This is a genomic window from Sporosarcina sp. AD_1 (assembly GCF_057373025.1).
This window is the reverse complement of the sequence record NZ_JBPVIR010000003.1, coordinates 126,877-144,222: the sequence shown is the minus strand read 5'-3', so window position 1 is coordinate 144,222 and position 17,346 is coordinate 126,877. Positions and strand designations below refer to the sequence as shown.

Annotated in this window: 14 protein-coding genes; 12 read left to right on the top strand and 2 right to left on the bottom strand. The window is 46.1% G+C overall.

Going from position 1 to position 17,346, the window contains the following annotated elements:
• Nucleotide 1: 1 nt before the first annotated feature.
• Nucleotides 2–814 (top strand): ABC transporter ATP-binding protein, encoded by an 813-nt coding sequence (locus tag ACSW3C_RS06895; RefSeq protein WP_486561722.1) that lies wholly within the window; start codon nucleotides 2–4, stop codon nucleotides 812–814.
• A complete protein-coding gene (locus tag ACSW3C_RS06890; RefSeq protein ID WP_486561721.1) occupies nucleotides 811–1,518 on the top strand; it encodes a hypothetical protein in 708 nt (235 codons plus the stop codon). The genes ACSW3C_RS06895 and ACSW3C_RS06890 overlap by 4 nt, the downstream gene beginning before the upstream one ends.
• A gap of 44 nt (nucleotides 1,519–1,562) precedes the next feature.
• Here the strand turns inward: ACSW3C_RS06890 and ACSW3C_RS06885 are convergent, their stop codons facing one another.
• A complete protein-coding gene (locus ACSW3C_RS06885; RefSeq protein WP_486561720.1) occupies nucleotides 1,563–2,777 on the bottom strand; it encodes an MFS transporter in 1,215 nt (404 codons plus the stop codon).
• Nucleotides 2,774–3,835: an ArsR/SmtB family transcription factor gene (locus tag ACSW3C_RS06880; RefSeq protein ID WP_486561719.1), complete on the bottom strand. Its 1,062-nt coding sequence runs from the start codon at nucleotides 3,833–3,835 to the stop codon at nucleotides 2,774–2,776. Before ACSW3C_RS06880 ends, ACSW3C_RS06885 begins: the two co-directional genes overlap by 4 nt.
• 210 nt (nucleotides 3,836–4,045) lie before the next feature.
• Between ACSW3C_RS06880 and ACSW3C_RS06875 the strand changes: the two genes are divergently transcribed.
• From ACSW3C_RS06875 to ACSW3C_RS06830, 10 genes are all read left to right on the top strand, one after another.
• Nucleotides 4,046–5,188, top strand: coding sequence for a PstS family phosphate ABC transporter substrate-binding protein (locus ACSW3C_RS06875; protein WP_486561718.1), 1,143 nt, complete (start codon nucleotides 4,046–4,048; stop codon nucleotides 5,186–5,188).
• A 4-nt stretch (nucleotides 5,189–5,192) separates the two neighbouring features.
• On the top strand, nucleotides 5,193–5,567 hold the full coding sequence (locus ACSW3C_RS06870) for a DUF5412 domain-containing protein (protein ID WP_486561717.1): 375 nt from the start codon (nucleotides 5,193–5,195) through the stop codon (nucleotides 5,565–5,567).
• 165 nt (nucleotides 5,568–5,732) lie between these two features.
• Nucleotides 5,733–6,815 carry an NAD(P)H-dependent flavin oxidoreductase gene (locus tag ACSW3C_RS06865; protein WP_486561716.1) on the top strand — a complete coding sequence of 361 codons (1,083 nt, stop codon included), beginning with the start codon at nucleotides 5,733–5,735 and terminating at the stop codon, nucleotides 6,813–6,815.
• Between the two features lie 484 nt (nucleotides 6,816–7,299).
• Nucleotides 7,300–7,593 (top strand): WXG100 family type VII secretion target, encoded by a 294-nt coding sequence (locus ACSW3C_RS06860; RefSeq protein WP_486561715.1) that lies wholly within the window; start codon nucleotides 7,300–7,302, stop codon nucleotides 7,591–7,593.
• 79 nt (nucleotides 7,594–7,672) lie between these two features.
• Entirely contained in the window at nucleotides 7,673–7,912 is a 240-nt protein-coding gene (gene yukD, locus ACSW3C_RS06855) for an ESX secretion system protein YukD (protein ID WP_238083624.1), read from the top strand.
• Nucleotides 7,913–7,923: 11 nt separating this feature from the next.
• A complete protein-coding gene (gene essB, locus ACSW3C_RS06850; RefSeq protein ID WP_486561714.1) occupies nucleotides 7,924–9,096 on the top strand; it encodes a type VII secretion protein EssB in 1,173 nt (390 codons plus the stop codon).
• A gap of 33 nt (nucleotides 9,097–9,129) precedes the next feature.
• Nucleotides 9,130–13,608 (top strand): type VII secretion protein EssC, encoded by a 4,479-nt coding sequence (gene essC / locus ACSW3C_RS06845; RefSeq protein WP_486561713.1) that lies wholly within the window; start codon nucleotides 9,130–9,132, stop codon nucleotides 13,606–13,608.
• On the top strand, nucleotides 13,605–16,433 hold the full coding sequence (esaA, locus tag ACSW3C_RS06840) for a type VII secretion protein EsaA (RefSeq protein ID WP_486561712.1): 2,829 nt from the start codon (nucleotides 13,605–13,607) through the stop codon (nucleotides 16,431–16,433). Before essC ends, esaA begins: the two co-directional genes overlap by 4 nt.
• Nucleotides 16,430–16,957: a type VII secretion EssA family protein gene (locus ACSW3C_RS06835; RefSeq protein ID WP_248510140.1), complete on the top strand. Its 528-nt coding sequence runs from the start codon at nucleotides 16,430–16,432 to the stop codon at nucleotides 16,955–16,957. The genes esaA and ACSW3C_RS06835 overlap by 4 nt, the downstream gene beginning before the upstream one ends.
• A complete protein-coding gene (locus tag ACSW3C_RS06830; RefSeq protein WP_486561711.1) occupies nucleotides 16,954–17,334 on the top strand; it encodes a YwqH-like family protein in 381 nt (126 codons plus the stop codon). The genes ACSW3C_RS06835 and ACSW3C_RS06830 overlap by 4 nt, the downstream gene beginning before the upstream one ends.
• Nucleotides 17,335–17,346: the final 12 nt, after the last annotated feature.

Here is a 17,346-nt window from a genome sequence, read left to right as displayed (position 1 = left end):
AATGGAAGTTGTTCTGGAAGTAACAAATATCGGCAAAGAAGTAGCCGGGCGCAGATTGTTTCAGCATGTTTCGTTTTCTTGCACACAGGATACCATCTTATTCGTTCAGGGGGGGAATGGCTCGGGTAAGAGTACACTGCTGAAGATTCTGGCCGGTATTTATGAACCGACCGATGGGGACGTGCGATGGAACACAAACAAAATTGGCTATGTCCCTGAGCATTTCCCAGAAGGGCTGCGCTTTAAAGTGAAGGAATATTTATTATTGACAGCTTCCTTCCATACTTCGACGAAGGAGAATGAGTTGCTCCTTGCGAAGTACATGGACCTATTCGGATTAAATTCATTTCAGAATACCTCTCTCGCCAATTGCTTCAAAGGGACAAAGCAGAAGGTCGGTATTATTCAGGCTCTCCTCATGCAGCCTGAACTCCTTCTACTGGATGAACCCCTTACTGGATTAGATCAAGACGCGCAAAAAGCATTTGTCGGCCTGTTGCATGAATTACGAGGGCAGCTCCCAATTATTTTCACCGCACATGAGGATGGCCCAATCACACAGGTTGCGACAGAGACGTTACAAATAGAGACTGGAAAAATGAGCGTCTATCAGCCGCAAAGGCAAAGGAAACCGCAAAGACTGATCTGCGTGAAGTTCCAAGACGAACAGGATTTGGCGTTCGTGCCATCTGACCGAATACGCTTTGACGGAAAGACGGCGGTCATTACGGTGGAAGAGGATAAGAGTGACAACCTGTTACGAAAACTGCTGGGAGCAGATTGTTCCATATTGGAAGTGAAGGTGAAATCATGATTCAGCCGGGTTTTATTCAATATCAAATGAAAAGCTACCTCCGTTCTTTGACTTTCATACCGCCTGTCACTCTTTTCGGAGCCTGGGTCATTATTTTTTATACATACAGTGGTGTTCCGATTATGAGCAGCTATGTCATAACAAGTGTTTCGATGTATTTAGTCATGACATGGGTAGCAATGAATGTTTTTTCATTGGAAGAGGAAACCGAGAAAAACTTATTGATTGTCCAGCTGAAAGGCAAGCGTGCATTTTTGATCGGGAAATGGGTCGTCTGTTTCCTGGCTGCTGCTGTCTTGGGGGCTTTCGCTCTCGTATACCCGCTCGTTTTTTCAATCTTTAAGGAGCCGATTCAGCCAGTCCAGCTCATGGCGGCTATTTACGGACATATAATATGTGCGTCCTTCGGGATATTGGTCGGTTCCTTCTTCGCGACCTTGAACATAGAGTCTAAACGATTTGCCTGGCTTTCCGCGATGTTCGTCATCGTTATTTCATTGGCAGCAGAAGGGATTGTCGAAAAGGCGTCCTTCTTCAAATGGCTGTTGCTGCCGTTTCCGGCTATTTATCAAGTCATTCTTCACTTTACGGATGGCACGCCCTATGTAGTTGGAGATGGTTTTTGGTTGGATACGCTATGGGTAATGGTTTATGTGACAGTAGGCTTTTTTCTGACGATGAAATTATTTTTAAAAAGAGAATAAACACACTGCTAGGACGGTTGCTTTCAAGACGACCGTCCTATTTTTTATGAATTTTGGGCGGTTGGCTTGTCAATAAAAGAAAAATAGGGCATCGCCATGCCTGCTAAAGAGACGAGCACAATAATGGAGCCGATTGACAGGTACAGCGGACGAATGCCCCATAGTTCACTGATTGCACCGCCTGCCAGTATACCAAGCAGCATGGCAGATTTTATGACGGCTAAACGGACAGACATGACTTTTCCCATCATGTTATTGGGGATGGTCTGTTGGCAGATGGATAGATTGTGGATGCTGAAGATAGCCATAACAATACCTGCCATCACTTCAAAGGCTATAGCAAAAGGGATGGAGTGGACAATCCCAAGGGCAATATAGGTGAAACCCCCAATTACTAATGCGCCCAACATTAGATATCGTCTGTTAAATCTTCGCAGTTTGGCAATCAAAAAGGATCCGAGAATATAGCCGAATGGGAACCCGGCCATAAAGTATCCATAGTCTTTATAATCTCCTCCTAAAAGTTCCGTGATGTATGGTAAATTGATGACCATTGTGACGCCAACCCCAAATTGGACGAACGCGAGAAAAATACCCAACCATACGACAATGCGCATTTGGAAGAAGTATGTAAACCCTTCACGCAGCTGTCCCAGCCACGACTTGCGAATGGCTAAAGGGTTTCGTTCTTCCTGTAGAGAGACTAAAAGAAAACCTGAACACAAAAGTAAAACGCTGACCAATAGATAAGTTAAGGAAGAACCTAGCGACTGAATTACAATACCGCCTAGAACTGGAGCCATGAACAGCATCATCCTTGTAATCCCATCTAAAACGGCATTAGCTGAAGGTAAATTTTCACTTGGGACAATCGTCGGTACGATTGCTTGGCTCGCTGGAACGTAAAGGGGGGTAATAAAGCTAATAACAATCTGCACCGTATAGATATGCCAGGTCTCCAAAATCCCAAAATTCATGATGAAAAGGGGGAGAAGGAAGATGACGCCCCTTGTCCATTGGGAGAAGACCATGATCCATTTTCGGCTCCAGCGGTCAACGAGAGGACCGCTGATGAGCTGGAACAAAATTGACGGGACATAGTAAAACAACCACATGGTTCCGAGTGCCAGTTTGGATCCGGTCAATTCATAGACGAGAACCGAATTGGTGAATGTTCCAAAGGCACCGGCGAGTTCGGATGCCGTCCCCCCTGTGCAAAGCAACAGGAAATTTTTATTGCGGGTGATCCTCTCCTTCATTCGTTTTCTCCAACTGGATGGAAATCTAAATACTGTTGCAGTTCTGTAGGCAATGAAGTAATCGATTTTGGCTTCATCACGTATTTAGAAGAACGGATTCCTACAAGGGACGCTGCGCGCAACAGTTTCAGATGGTGGTGGGCTGTGGATTTCCCGATATTCAGTTGTTCCGCTATCTCTTTGAGCGTGTAATCCTTTTTGGACAATAGTTTAATCATCCGAAGCCGTGTTTCATCTCCCAGCGCTTTATACTTCTGGATAAGCAGGTAATCGGGAAGATACGGATCGTCCGGATGAATGCTGGTACTCGGAATGGGATAGTAAAAGACTTTCGTATTTTCAATATCGGAGACAATAGTCCACGGTCGGTAACTCATTTGTGGTATTAATAAAACCCGGCTGACACTCGGCTCGGGCGAATATTCAGTACCGCCTGTCGCCCACGTAACAAATTCTTCGGCACTTAGCTTTTCCTGCATCATTCTCTTCTGTTTCATATCCCGAGAGGCAATTGCTAACAATTGATCCGCCTCAGGCAGAACGACAATTTCATGCCATAAGGTGAGAACCTTTGTAAGGTGTTTCTTTAAGTCGTCTCCGTTCACTTCATGAATGAACGTTATGTAAGTAGGGAAAAAGCCAATGTCTTCCGTTACAGTCTGCAACTGTTTGACAGCATTCAAATCTCCTGTTGAGGCGGCAATTCTTGTGTACTCGTTCCTGCTTCCCGTAAAAGGCAAACAGTGATACTTTAATTCATTGTCAGATAGAGTTTCCAGGAATACAGCAAATCCCTCCAATGTGCTTTCCGTGCAGACGTGCAACAATTGCAGCAAACTCTTCCATGTGTTATTCGCTTCGACATATGTCAATTCCGCAAGCAATGGGTCGGGCATATTTTTTCGAAGCATCTCAAAGGACTTCTCTTTTTCCAGCGTATCAAGCAACGGGGTGTTGGTGAAGGCAGCGATCCCTAACGCGCTTTCCCAAAGCAATGAGTATTCAAGCTCGACAATATAGGTTTCCTTTCTTCTGCCGGTAATCGATAAAGTGTTCATAACGCACATCTCCTTTTAATGGAGTATAGATGATTTGGTTTTATTGTTCAATATTTACTGGACGACTTGTTCGATAATTTTGGTTTGCGTAAAAACACCTCATGGTAAATTTAGTTACCTATGGTAAAATAATAAAAAGTGGAATTAACTATAATTGAAAGCCAAAAGGTTCAAGTAAGTAGACCAATCGGCAAGGGGATGGGGATTAGTTTGCGAAAGAAACGATTCAAAGTACTACTTATTATGTTGTCGCTGCTGCCGCTTGCAGGGGTGGGTCTGGTTTATGCGTATTTGAAGGGTTTTGCTTTTTTGCAGCCGCTTATTGGGGCTGTTTATCTGGCCATTGGAGCAATTCTTGTCATGGTCGCATTCAAAATGAAAAAGCAGAGGCGGTTGATCTACGGAGGGGCCGCTGTTTTAATCGCCGGAACTGCAGTTTATGCGATCCCTCGTTGGCATGAAAAGACACGACCTGTCATTAGTGAAGTGAAAGTTGAAGTTTTGGAGTATCTTCCATTTCGAGAAGGATCTAATGTGTTGACTTTAAAGGAACCTTCGAGCTTCTCAATAAAAGAGGATTTGCCGGTCCTCGATGGCGACACAGCGTTATATCCGGTATACTCCGCTTTTGCACAGGCGGTTTATCCGGAAAAGGACTATGATCCGCACGACAGTGAGGTGATGTCGAATGATACAGGAGAAGCATTTGACAATCTGATTTCTGGCAAGGCGGATATGATTTTTGTTCAGAATCTTTCTTCTGCCCAACTGGAGGCAGCGGAACGTGCTGGTAAGCAATTAAAAAGCGTCCCGATTGGCAGTGATGCGTTCGTCTTTTTTGTTCATGTCAAAAATCCCGTGGAGAGCCTTACGAAAGATGAAATAAGGGGAATTTATTCGGGATGGATTACTAACTGGAAAGACGTGGGCGGGAGGGATGAACCGATCCGTGCGTTTCAACAGCCTGCAGATAGTGGAAGCCAAATAGCACTAGAATGGTTTATGGGGAATGAACGGATCGTGGATGCGCCGAAGGAAGAGATCGCTTCATCTACAGGAACGACTACAGGGGAAGTCTTGGATTATCAGAACCACAAGAATGCGATTGGCTTTACACTATGGCATGATTCTACTGAAATGATGAAAAACAATGATATCAAATTGTTAAAGGTGGAAGAAATCGAACCGAATAACGAGATGATAAAGAAAAATGTGTATCCCATCCCAGCTGTTTTAAGTGTCGTAACCGCAGGAACTGACAATCCCCACGTTGAATCTTTTATTGAATGGATGCGCTCAAAGCAGGGACAGGAAATCGTAGAGAAGTCTGGCTACCTACCTGTAGGGGAGTAAAAAAATGATGAAGAAAAGAACTACTATTATCTTGGTTATTTTAATACCGCTCCTTATTTTCGTTACAGTTCTCTCTATTATTTGGTATCAATTCTTTTACAACACGCAACGGCTGCCCGAAGGGGTCTTTTTAACAGAGTCGGTCTCGCCCGGTGGTGATTATACGGTAAAAGCGTACTTGGTCGATGGGGGAGCAACCGTTTCTTATGCGGTGCGGGCTGAAGTGGTTTATCATAGGAAGAAAGATAAAAAGAAAAATATTTATTGGCAATATCGGGAGGAAGAAGCTTCTATTGAGTGGCTGGATAGCCATACAGTGCGCATCAACGGCAAGGTGTTGGATGTCAGGCGAGATGTGTATGACTGGAGAAAAGACTAGGAGGGGATGGATTGTGGCGGTTGTGCTCTGGCAGGCAGCATTGATCATATCAATTCTATTGTTCTTTTTTGGTTTGTTGACGAGGCAGAAGCGAGCCCTGCTTCTATGTGCGGTTATGTTTTTGCCAATCTCGTATTATTTTTGGGGAGTCAACCATGCAGTTAAATGGATAGCGCTATTTCCTTTACTACCTCTGTTGCTTCTATTTCTTATTTACCGAAGAGAAGGGAGAGTGCACAAATGAAACTGTTAGAACTGTTAGGTATTGAGCATCCAATCGTCCAAGCTCCGATGGCGGGTGTGACGACGCCTGAATTTGTGGCGGCATCGTCGAACTTTGGCGTGCTCGGTTCGATTGGGGCAGGCTATTTGTCTGCAGATGAAACGCGGGAGTTTATTCAAGCAGTAAAGAAGCGGACGGAGCAGCCGTTTGCAGTGAATTTGTTTGTTCCAGAAGAAGTGCAGATGGAACAAGAGCTGTACGAGGAAGCATATGAGGCATTGCAGCCAATCGGTGCAAAGCTGGGGATGCCATTATGGGACGTGACGCTTTCTGTTTCTCAATTTGAACAGCAACTGCAAGTAATTATTCAAGAAGAAGTGGATGTCTGTTCGTTTACATTCGGATTGCCAAAGCCAGGTGACATAAAAATCCTGAAAGAAGCGGGTGTCCAATTGATTGGCACGGCAACTTCGGTGGAAGAAGCGCGTGCAGTCGAGAAAGCGGGGCTGGATGCTGTTGTCGTGCAAGGCAGCGAGGCAGGCGGGCATCGAGGTTCCTTTATTGGATTGCCTTTGATTCCTTTGCAAACGTTGCTGCAAGATGTAGCTAAGGCTGTATCCATACCAATCATCGCAGCAGGCGGAATCTCGGATGGGGCTCGAATGAACCAAATGCTGAACTATGGGGCGCAAGCTGTGCAAATCGGGACCGCCTTACTCGCCGCCCGAGAAAGCGGGGCACATCCTCTGTATAAACAGGCTGTTCTGCGGGCGGAAGCGGGGTGCACTGTACTAACCGATACGTTCTCCGGAAAAATGGCGAGGGGCATTCAGAATGAATTTATCGAAATGATGCAGAACGCACCGATCGCGCCTTATCCAGTTCAAAACGATTTAACGAAAAAGATACGCAGCGAAGCGGGGAAACAAGGGAAGCCGGAATTCATGTCCATGTGGGCGGGTGAACAGGTCCATTCCACAACAGAAGGAACTGTCGAGGAAATATTACGGAAGTTCATCAACTGACGACGAAGCATTTCAATGCCGATTGTGCATTGAAATGCTTTTTTATGTATTCACGATAGAATCCTAAGTTTTTGTTATACATTTACAGTACGAAGTGAGGCGGGAAAGGTAACCATAATATGGAAGTAGGTGTCCGGTCTATTTTCTCTTTGCCCAACATGTACATGATTTCGCCATAAATGAATCAAAAGGTCTAAAATTGCAAGAATACTTGTGACTTTTTGGAAATAAATACTTATATTTCGACATGGGATGACAGAGTGTAGGATGGTGGAAATTGGAGAATATGACCAAGACCTCATTACCCTTTTCCTATCCCGCAATTACGCGTTTTTAAAGTTTTTTGACAATGAAATTGAGGATGTGTTATTGATTACAGTAAGTACCTAGCTTTTTCATAGATTCATAGTTGAAATATCTGTCGTGGGCTATGTGATTCCACGCAGTTATTTTATAAAAAAATTTTTGAATGGAGAGATGAAGCATGTCAGGAATTATTCGCGTCACACCCGCAGAACTATCGGCAATGGCAAACCGTTATAACTACGAGTCTGGAGAGGTCGCTTCTCAAATCGGACGTCTTGATGGGATGATCGGTGAATTGCAATCGGTCTGGGAAGGTGCTTCCAGCGTTGCGTTTGCTGAACAGTATGAGCGTCTCAAGCCGCACTTCAATGAAATGAGAGAGTTATTGAGCGAGATTGGAATCCAGTTGAATCGCGCAGGAGAAGCTCTTCAAGACGCGGATCAACAAGTTGCAAGTCAAATTCGCGGCTGAATGCATTCCATATGTTACGTATTCGGAAGCGTCTTTCTGTTAAGTGGAAGGCGCTTCTTTGCTTGGAGGGAGAAGTCTCGTGTATGTAGAAGTGACGATTGATGTGAAGCGATATGGAGCCGAGGAATTCGACCTTCGCTTATCCGATTTGCATAGCTTGAAGAAGTTGATCGATATCGCCTGGCAGGTCCGTTCCATTTCGGAAAAGCAGCGGGAAGGGCATTGGATTCGAGTTGTTAATAAAAATAAGGCGTATCCGGGATACCTGACGCTGGCCGAGTGCGGCATTACGACGGGTGACCGGGTGGAAGTCATGTGAGGGGAATTGGGATGTCGAAACAGAAAAGCTCCTATTTCGAAAGTGTAATCGATACGGAAGTGCGCCGGGAAGAAAATCAAATCATCTTGTCATTTCAACGGGAACGGATTGGTCTCAAAAGTCCGTCGGTCGTCCAATTCCTAAGCGAAGTCGAACCGGAAATCCCTAAAGCGATCACGACTACAGATGATGAATTGATCATAACGGCAATCATTCCGGAATTGCATCAGCCGTTTGAGGCGTTGCGCCAAGAGAATATGAAAACGAGATGGATCTTTGCTCACCAACTAATTGAGAAGGTGGAAAAGCATCCTTACGATCGCATTACGCTAGCGGTCTGTCCTGAAAATATCGTGTACAACACAGGAATGACACCTTATTTCGTACATTACGGAATGATCGATGCCCTGCCGCCTATGGGAAAGAATCCAGACCGCGTCTGGGCCGAAACAAAAGCTGCGGTCGCTGCGGCGGTAAGCAACTCTAGAACGTTTGACGACTATATCAAATACCAAGATGCTCTGCCGTTAAATGCAGTGGAGCAATCGATCCTGTCTGCGAAAGATCCGGAAGAGCTGCGGGTGTTTTGCAAGAAACAGATTCAGCTGATTGAGGAGAATGAAAAACGTTATATCAAGCTGCCGAAGAAGAAATGGAAGTCGTGGAAAATTACAGCCATCAGTCTAGGTGCCTTGCTAGTCCCTGCACTTATTTTCGTATGTTATTACTTTATCTATACTAAACCGACGACAGATGCCTATATGACGAGCCACCATTTATTTTTGGCGCACCGGTACAGTGAAGTAGTTACGACGCTGGAACCTCTTCAGGTGAACAAAATGCCTTATGTCGTTCTGTACGAAGCCGCCCTTTCTTACGTGACGAATGAACGGCTGGATGAAGAACAGAAAAAGAATGTTCTCTCTAATATTACCTTGCAGACCGATGAGGATTATTTGAAGTACTGGATCTATATCGGGAGAGCGGAAGCGGAAGAAGCGGTGGATTTGGCCCGGTCCATGGAGGACGGGGAATTGATCGTCTACGGGCTGTTGAAAAGACGGGAGGAAATCCAAGCAGATCGGGATTTGACCGGGGAAGAAAAACAGCAACTGCTGCAAGATATTGACCATGAAGTAGAAGAGTATGAAAAGTTAATGGTAGAAGAAGAGGACGAGGAATAAAAAGAAACCGCCATTGGAAAGTAGGTGAGGATAATGTTGGAACTCTGGCTGTTCTATGATCGGCATTACCAACGGGTGCCGATCAATGAATACGATTTTGACCGCATGACGATCGGTTCTTCCGTTGATGATGATATCACTATGCTGGATTTTCCATTTCCGCAAGGTTCGATTGTCATTGAGGAAGTGAAGGATGGATTTGCGATACGGGAATCCGGAAAGAGACTCGGCATTTTATCAATGGAAGACGGTGTTTCCGTTTCACGAAAAGGGCGATTGGTGACGTTACGCTTAACGAAAGCGTTATCGAAAGAAAAGGCGTATTTTATCGGAGATGAAAAAGAAATAACCGTCCGGATGGATGGAGATGCGGTAATTAGCAACATCCAATCAGAGCATCCACTCGGAAAGCCGTCAGGCGGTTTTTCACTGTTGAAACTATCAACAGGTTGGCGAATCGAGATGGAAAAAAACTGTCCTCTATACATAAACGGAGAAAAACAGGAAGGGAGTCCGGCGCTCGCTTGCGGGGATATCCTCCAGTGGGGTGGGATGGAGCTTCGTTTGCTGGAAGAGGATGTGCTCGCAATCCGTTCGATTACGCCAGTGCAAACTGTACTTCCGGAAATGGAGCTGCCTGCTTCAGAAATGGCTGCGCTCTATCCTGAATACCGCCGGACCCCCCGTATGATTTATGATTTGCCGGATGAACGAGTGACAATCACATTTCCAACGCAGGAAAGTGAGTATACAGGAAGAGGGCTGTGGCTCATTGTTGCTCCGCCTCTTGCTATGCTCATCGTGCTTGGTCTTGTGGCGATTCTCATTCCACGTGGAATTTTCATTATCATTTCGGTCACCATGTTCACCGTGACGCTTATAACTTCCACGATTCAATATTTCAATGATAAGAAAAGAAGAAAACAGAGTAACGAAAAAAGGAAGCGGGTCTATACCGCATATTTACGCAATATGCGCGAAGAGCTTTATACATTAGCAAAAAAACAGAAGGATGTGCTCGCTTTCCACTTTCCTTCTTTCGAGCAAATGAAACATATGACGAACCAACTATCCGGCCGGATTTGGGAGAAGACACTGGATAGCCATGATGCGTTCGAATTCCGCCTTGGAACCGGCAGTGTGCCGTCAAGTTACGGAATCACGATGTCGACATCAGAGCTTGCCAACCGGGATACAGATGATTTGCTGGAACAGTCCCGGATGATGGAGGAAGCGTTCAAGGAAATCCAGGACGCACCCATTACGGCAGGACTCGCTTCCGGTATGGTGGGCCTGATCGGGAAGGATTCGATTATCCGAAAAGAGTTGAATCAAATTCTCGGCCAGCTTGCATTTTTCCATAGCTATCATGATGTGCGGTTTATTTACATTTGCAAGCACGCCGATTATCCAAAGGTGAAATGGATGAAATGGCTTCCGCATTTCACGCTTCCTCATATGCATGCGAAAGGATTTATTCATAACGAGCAGACGCGTGATCAGCTGTTGTCTTCATTGTATGAAATGATCAGGGAGCGGGACGTGGATGAAAACAAAGGAAAGGTGATCTATTCTCCTCATCTGGTATTTATCATCTCTGATTATCAATTAATTGCTGAACATATGATTTTGGAGTATTTGGAAGGCAATCAATTGGAGGAACTCGGGATTTCCGTTATTTTTACGGCATCCGCCCAGGAATGGATACCTGAGAACGCGAAAACGCTAGTCCGGTATTTAAATGAGCGGGAAGGCGAAATCGTCATGAATAAAAAACGGGCTGTCCGGATTCCCTTTCGCCTGGATACGGTGGAGGACCGAACGAATGAAACGTTTGCCCGGATGTTGAAGACGCTGAACCACCAAGTCGGCATGGTCAGTTCCATACCGAAAATGGTCGGCTTTCTTGAAATGTATGGCGTGAAAGAAGTGGAACAGCTGCCGATCCATGAGTTCTGGTTATCTAATGAATCGGCGAAATCACTTGCCGTCCCGATCGGTATGAAAGGGAATTCGGAGCTTGTTGAATTGAATCTACATGAAAAGGCGCACGGACCTCATGGATTGTTAGCCGGAACGACCGGTTCAGGGAAGAGTGAATTCCTTCAGACATTGATCTTATCGCTCGCCGTGAATTTTCATCCTCACGAAGTCGCCTTTCTATTAATTGACTACAAAGGCGGCGGAATGGCACAGCCTTTCCGAAAAATCCCGCATTTGCTAGGGACAATTACAAATATCGAAGGCAGCAAAAACTTCAGTATGCGGGCGCTGACCTCTATCAAGAGCGAGCTGAAACGCAGGCAAATCCTATTTGACCGGTTCAGCGTGTCCCACATTGATGATTACACAGCGCTCTATAAAGAAGGGGTCGCTGAAGAGCCGATGCCGCATTTATTGCTTATTTCAGATGAATTCGCTGAGTTGAAAAGTGAAGAACCGGAGTTCATCCGGGAACTTGTCAGTACGGCGCGTATCGGGCGGAGCTTAGGTGTCCATCTCATACTGGCGACACAGAAGCCAGGTGGTGTCATCGATGAGCAAATCTGGAGTAATGCCCGTTTCCGCGTCGCATTGAAGGTGCAAGACGAATCCGATAGTAAGGAAATCTTGAAAAATAATGACGCGGCTTCCATTACAGTAACTGGCCGGGGCTATATGCAAGTCGGCAACAATGAAGTGTACGAACTTTTCCAATCCGCGTATAGCCGGTCTCCGTATTTAGAGGAGACATTCGAGGGGGAGGATGAGATCGCTATCGTGACCGATCTCGGCCTGTATCCACTATCCGGCATCCGGACACGTTCCGATAAAGGCAAAGCGAAAATTACTGAAATTGAAGTGGTAACGGAGAAAATTGTATCTGTGCAACACGATATGGGGATCCGCAAGCTGAGAAGTCCATGGCTGCCGCCTCTTGCTATGCGGATCGAAAAACCGGCTTTGATTGAAAAGGATACGGCAGCCGTGCCGATCGGCATGATTGATGAAGCAGAGAAACAGAGTCAAACTCAGATCGGCTATCAGCTAATGGAAGATGGAAATGTCGGCGTATTTGGCTCTCCGGGCTACGGCAAATCCTATACACTTCTCACGATGCTGTTAGGCATCTGTGAGAAGCTGTCGCCGGAGCAGGCGCATGCTTATATTTTGGATTACGGTAATGGCTCGCTTCTGCCATTGAGGCAGCTACCGCACACTGCGGATTATCTGACCCTTGGGGAGGATTTGAAGCGTACGAAACTGATCAAGCGGATCACAGAAGAGATGACAAAGCGCAAGCGGGCATTCCAGCAGGCCGAAGTAAATACGATTCGGATGTATAACGAAGTGGCCGACGAACCATTCCCGTTATGGTTTATCGTAATCGATAACTACGATATTGTCAGAGAGGAAATGGAAGAGACCGAGCTTGCGATTAATCAGTTCGGCAGAGACGGACAGGCGCTCGGGATTTATTTATTTGTCAGTACGACAAGGGCGCAATCCATTCGCCAATCCCTCATGAATAATTTGAAGACGAAGATCGTTCATTACTTAATGGATTCGTCAGAGGCATTTGGTGTTGTTGGGCGACTGCCGTTTGATCTGGAACCTTTCCCGGGAAGAGCTGCAATCAAGAAGGAAGAATCCTATTTTGCCCAGCTATACTTGCCGGCACCTGGTGCAAATGATTGGGAAGTACTCGATTCCATGAAAGAAACAGTTCGTTCGTTGAAATCGAAGTACGAAGGATGCCGAACGCCGAAGCCGATTCCAATGCTGCCGCTTGAATTGACGACAAACAATTTCTATGACTATATGGATCGTCGTCTGAAAGCAGGACAGCTACCAATTGGATTGGACGAAAATACCGTTCAGCCGATCGTCCTTGATTTTACAAAAACAAACCATTGCTTGATCATCGGGCAGCCGCAAAGAGGAAAGACCAACTTGTTGAAATTGATCCTCCAACAATTGAACGAACAAGAAAAAGGATTCATTGGCATTTTCGACTCGTTCGACAGAGGCTTGGCCGATTTCGGTAAGGGACATGAAGTGGACTATTTGGAAACGAAGGAGCGGCTTACAGATTGGCTGCAAGTAGTAGAGCTTTACTTTGAGCGGACGGAACAAGTCTATTTGGAGAATCTCCAAAAAGGGAAACAGACTCCGATCCTGCCTTCCTATTTCATTATCGATGGATATACGAGATTCTTGCAGACAGTCGATGCCGGCATCCAAGACCGCTTGGCGAAGCTGATGAAAAAATATACACATTTAGGCTTCAATATAATCGTCTCTATCAGCAATGCGGAAGTGACCAAAGGATACGATGTATTGACGAATGAGCTGAAACTGGTTCGACAGGCTGTCCTGTTCATGAGGAAATCAGAGCAGACCTTATATACAATCCCTTACGAGCGGAAAGAGCCGGAGTTGCCGATGGGCTATGCCCACTACATTCTTAACGGCCAGGATTGGAAACTACTTACGCCCTTATGCCAGCTGGAGAGGAAGATAGCGCAATGAATAGCAGCAAACGAAAAAAAATACAATTAATCGCCGGTTTGTTAGTGATACTCGCCGTCCCCGTCCTGTTCTTTCAGTTGATGGGCGGCAGTCTATTGCATATGAACGGCCATCAGAAGCGGATCATCGCGATTGTTAACGAAGATCTTGGCGTTGCGAGAGATGGAGAACCGGTCGAGATGGGCAAGGAGGTCGTCTCCATCCTATCCGACAATTCCGAGTACGAATGGAAAGTGATGGGGCGAGGAACGGCGACAAACGGCTTGAAATCCAACCAGTACGATGCAATCGTCTATATCCCATCCGACTTTTCAAATCGCGTCATGTCTTACGATGAGCAAAGTCCTGAAAAAGCGGAATTCACATATCAAGTGCAACGGCAAAAAGACGGATTGCAAAAGGAACGAGTTCTGCGTGAGATAGATGAAGCCTCCAATCGGGTGAATGAAAAAATATCTACCCTTTACTGGAGCTATGTCGCCAATGAAATGGATCATATCAAAAAAGAATTCGATAAGATCCTGACGAAGGAGACCGAATTCCTCGACGCCATGTCAGCCTACTACATGCCGGGCTCCGAACAATTGGCGGAAAAGATGAGACAGCAGAAGGAGCAGGTGGAAGGGCTCCGGTCCCTGATCGGCAATGCGGGCGAAGCCCACGCATCTCATATTCAAAGCACAGAAGCTTTCAGCTCCGAACTGTCGGAGTTCATTTCATACGTTGAAAAGTATAAGTACTATCAGGCGGAACAAAAGGAACTGCTCCTCCATATGCAGAGCAGCAGCCTGGAGAAAATTAAACAGGCAGCCGCTGTGCAGACGGAGCGTTACAACGAGTCCTTGCAAACCTTGGAGGAGAATAACGAAGAGTTGAATTCCCGCATCACGGAAGTGAATGAAGCGATTGATGCCAATAAAGAGCGGCTCCTCGCTTTGGCGGAAATGCGGCAGCAGCAAGTATCCCGACAAGTGGAAGAGTTGCTGACGGTACAAGGAACAGCAATTGACCGGTATGCCCATCGATTATTCAATCGAGTCGGCCAAGAAGTGGAGGCCGGGAAAAAAGGCGAGCTGTCGACGGGTTCCGGGCAGATTGACGGACTCCCTTATGTAAAAGACTGGGCCGCTATTAAAGAACAGCTGGCGGCGAAGACAACAGAAAAAGCCGGTCGGACAACGCCGAATCTGGCGGAGGAACAACAGGAAATGCAGGCAATTCTAGCGGGCTTATCTTCGCTGAAATCCCAATTGGGAGAAGATGAAGCAAGCCAGCAGCTGGGTACTACTATTAGCCAGTTGGAATCTGAAATGCAAACGTTGAACGAAGCCATCATGGCGAAGGCCCAAACACTTAACGAGATGGTTAGTACAGACACAGGTGACTACAGAACCGCGTCCTCGGAGTTCAATGAATTGCAGGCTTCGTTTGAGATGCTGGCCGAAAAATATGAGAGCCTGCAAACGATTTTGGAAAACAATACACCGGATCAGGCTGCCATCCGATATGCCATTGAATTGAAAGAACAGGAGTTGCTGAAAAATCCGGCATTATCAGCTGTAGAAAAAGAGCAGCTCGGTAATGTCTTCAAGCAAAATAATGCACATGTGAACTTTGACTCGCTTCTAGCCTATTTTGCGAAGTTAGATCAATACGAATTCATGCTGGAAGAGCGTCAAGGAGGAACAACAAAGCAAGAGTTGCTGCAGGATGACAGGACGAAGGAGATGCTGGAAGAGGTTGTGGAGCTCAATGTAGAGGAATTGGAAAGCTGGAAAGATCTTGGCACCAGCATTCCGGAAACTGAACTCAGCATGGAGAATGTCAGCACCTCATTTGCCGCAATCATGTCCGGTTATGAAAAATCAATGGAAGAGCAGCATACTGAGCTGCAGAACGACCTGAATACGCTCGACGAGCAGGCATCCGCCCTTTTGGCACAGCTGCAATCGACAGAAGGAGAACCCGCTCAAAATGTATCTGAAGGGCAAGTCATGGGTGGCCAACAAAATGTCAGTTCACAGCTTGCTTCCTTAAGCAGTCAGATGGTTTCACTATCCGAGCGGCAAAACGGCTTGGTCAATTATGCTTCCGATCTTTATGGAAAAGCGAATGATATAAAAGAGAGCTCATTAGCGTTCGGAAATAAATGGCAGAAAAATCTAACGGAGATGTCAGCATTCAAAGATGACATTCAAAGTTATTTGGCGAATACCTACGTGGATGGGCAGGAAAATGGGTATGTCTTCAACTATTTAGTGAACCCATTGGAAGTGAAAGGAGAGGCAGTCGTGGCAGATGAGATGACCAAAGTGCCGCCACTTATCCTCTTTATCATCTTGCTGCTCAGCAGTCTCGCGATCGGCTTTTTCGCCCATCGAATTAAAGGCGCTTCCGTTTTATGGGATCTTGGAATGATTACGATTCTTTCATTGCTAGTGGGCTTGATCATCAGCTTATATAGCGTGAATATGTATATTCTACGCGACGACCGTGCCATCCAGTGGACCATTTTCACCATTCTGTTACTTCTCGCTGGATCGGCTATTATCAAAACGGCACTCGATATAAGCCTGGGACTCGGGTGGCTTGCGTCCATCGTATTGATGGGACTATATATTATGCCGTTACTCGTGCTTGGCGTACCGGAAATCAAAATTCCTGATTTGGTTTCAAAAGTGTTTATCTCCATTAAATATGACCCTGAAACACTCTTTGGCTGGGGAACTGCCATCGTAGCGACAATAGCGATTTGCATGTTAACTATTTCATATTTTGTGAACCGGCCAAAAAATGGGGAACCGCCAGTAGTGGAGGAGATATGAAAGCAGCGAAATCCATCGTCGTGATGGTGCTACTGTGCAGCGTCATTTTCAGTATGCAGGCTAGGGGATCGGCCGCCACAGATGGCTCGATCGAAGATTTGGAGCCGGTCCTCTATGAGAAATTGAAGTTTAACAAGAACACTGATTACTTACATGATGCAGGTAAAATCGAAATGAAAAATACACTCCCCGAAAAGCAATTCAACTTGCATTTCGACGGGAGTCGCCGGTTGCCTGCACGTGGCGACAGTTCCTATCTGTTCAGAACCGATGTACGTGGGGAGAGGAGCACCGTCGCGGCAAGGTCGAAGGAAATTGGCCTGTTTACCAAGACAGCCGTCCGCAAGAATGAGGCAACTGTCAGTTCGTATATCCCCGTGGAGCAACAGCGTGACAGCAACGGCCGGACCTTGCTATTCGTTTTGTTGATCGTGATCGGAACGGTCATACTCTTCACCGTGTTCATTCCAAAAACCATACAGGAATCCCCTGTCAGGGAGAGGAAAAGGAGGAAAACAGTTTGATAGGTTTCTATATTGCCTTGAAGGCGAAATTAATGAACGATGTGGCCAGGCTGCAAGCATGCAAAGGGGAACTTTCCGGCAAGCAGAGCGAGTTTCACGACAACGAAAAGAAGTGCATGGAGCCTGAACTGACCCTCACGACATGGCATGGCAAGCACGCCGATGAATTTGATGAGATTCGGGAAGCGGAGATTCTCGCCTCCTATGTGGAGCTTTCCGGAGATCAATTTACAAAAGTGTACGATGCAATCGATGCGAAAATTGCAGAACTGAATGCCGAGATTGCAAGCATCCAGGCAACGATTGAACGGTTGTTGGCAGAACAGGCGGCAAAGGAAGCGGCGGCAAAGGAAACCGCCAAGCAAGGAAGTAAATAAACGGGGTTCGTG

Excerpts from the sequence above, each read along its gene's own strand:
- ACSW3C_RS06885 (WP_486561720.1), bottom strand. The coding sequence starts at position 2,777 with ATGAAGGAGAGGATCACCCGCAATAAAAATTTCCTGTTGCTTTGCACA.
- esaA (WP_486561712.1), top strand. The coding sequence starts at position 13,605 with ATGAATAGCAGCAAACGAAAAAAAATACAATTAATCGCCGGTTTGTTA.
- ACSW3C_RS06870 (WP_486561717.1), top strand. The coding sequence starts at position 5,193 with ATGATGAAGAAAAGAACTACTATTATCTTGGTTATTTTAATACCGCTC.
- ACSW3C_RS06890 (WP_486561721.1), top strand. The coding sequence starts at position 811 with ATGATTCAGCCGGGTTTTATTCAATATCAAATGAAAAGCTACCTCCGT.
- ACSW3C_RS06865 (WP_486561716.1), top strand. The coding sequence starts at position 5,733 with ATGGATAGCGCTATTTCCTTTACTACCTCTGTTGCTTCTATTTCTTAT.
- ACSW3C_RS06835 (WP_248510140.1), top strand. The coding sequence starts at position 16,430 with ATGAAAGCAGCGAAATCCATCGTCGTGATGGTGCTACTGTGCAGCGTC.
- ACSW3C_RS06860 (WP_486561715.1), top strand. The coding sequence starts at position 7,300 with ATGTCAGGAATTATTCGCGTCACACCCGCAGAACTATCGGCAATGGCA.
- ACSW3C_RS06895 (WP_486561722.1), top strand. The coding sequence starts at position 2 with ATGGAAGTTGTTCTGGAAGTAACAAATATCGGCAAAGAAGTAGCCGGG.
- essC (WP_486561713.1), top strand. The coding sequence starts at position 9,130 with ATGTTGGAACTCTGGCTGTTCTATGATCGGCATTACCAACGGGTGCCG.
- ACSW3C_RS06880 (WP_486561719.1), bottom strand. The coding sequence starts at position 3,835 with ATGAACACTTTATCGATTACCGGCAGAAGAAAGGAAACCTATATTGTC.
- essB (WP_486561714.1), top strand. The coding sequence starts at position 7,924 with ATGTCGAAACAGAAAAGCTCCTATTTCGAAAGTGTAATCGATACGGAA.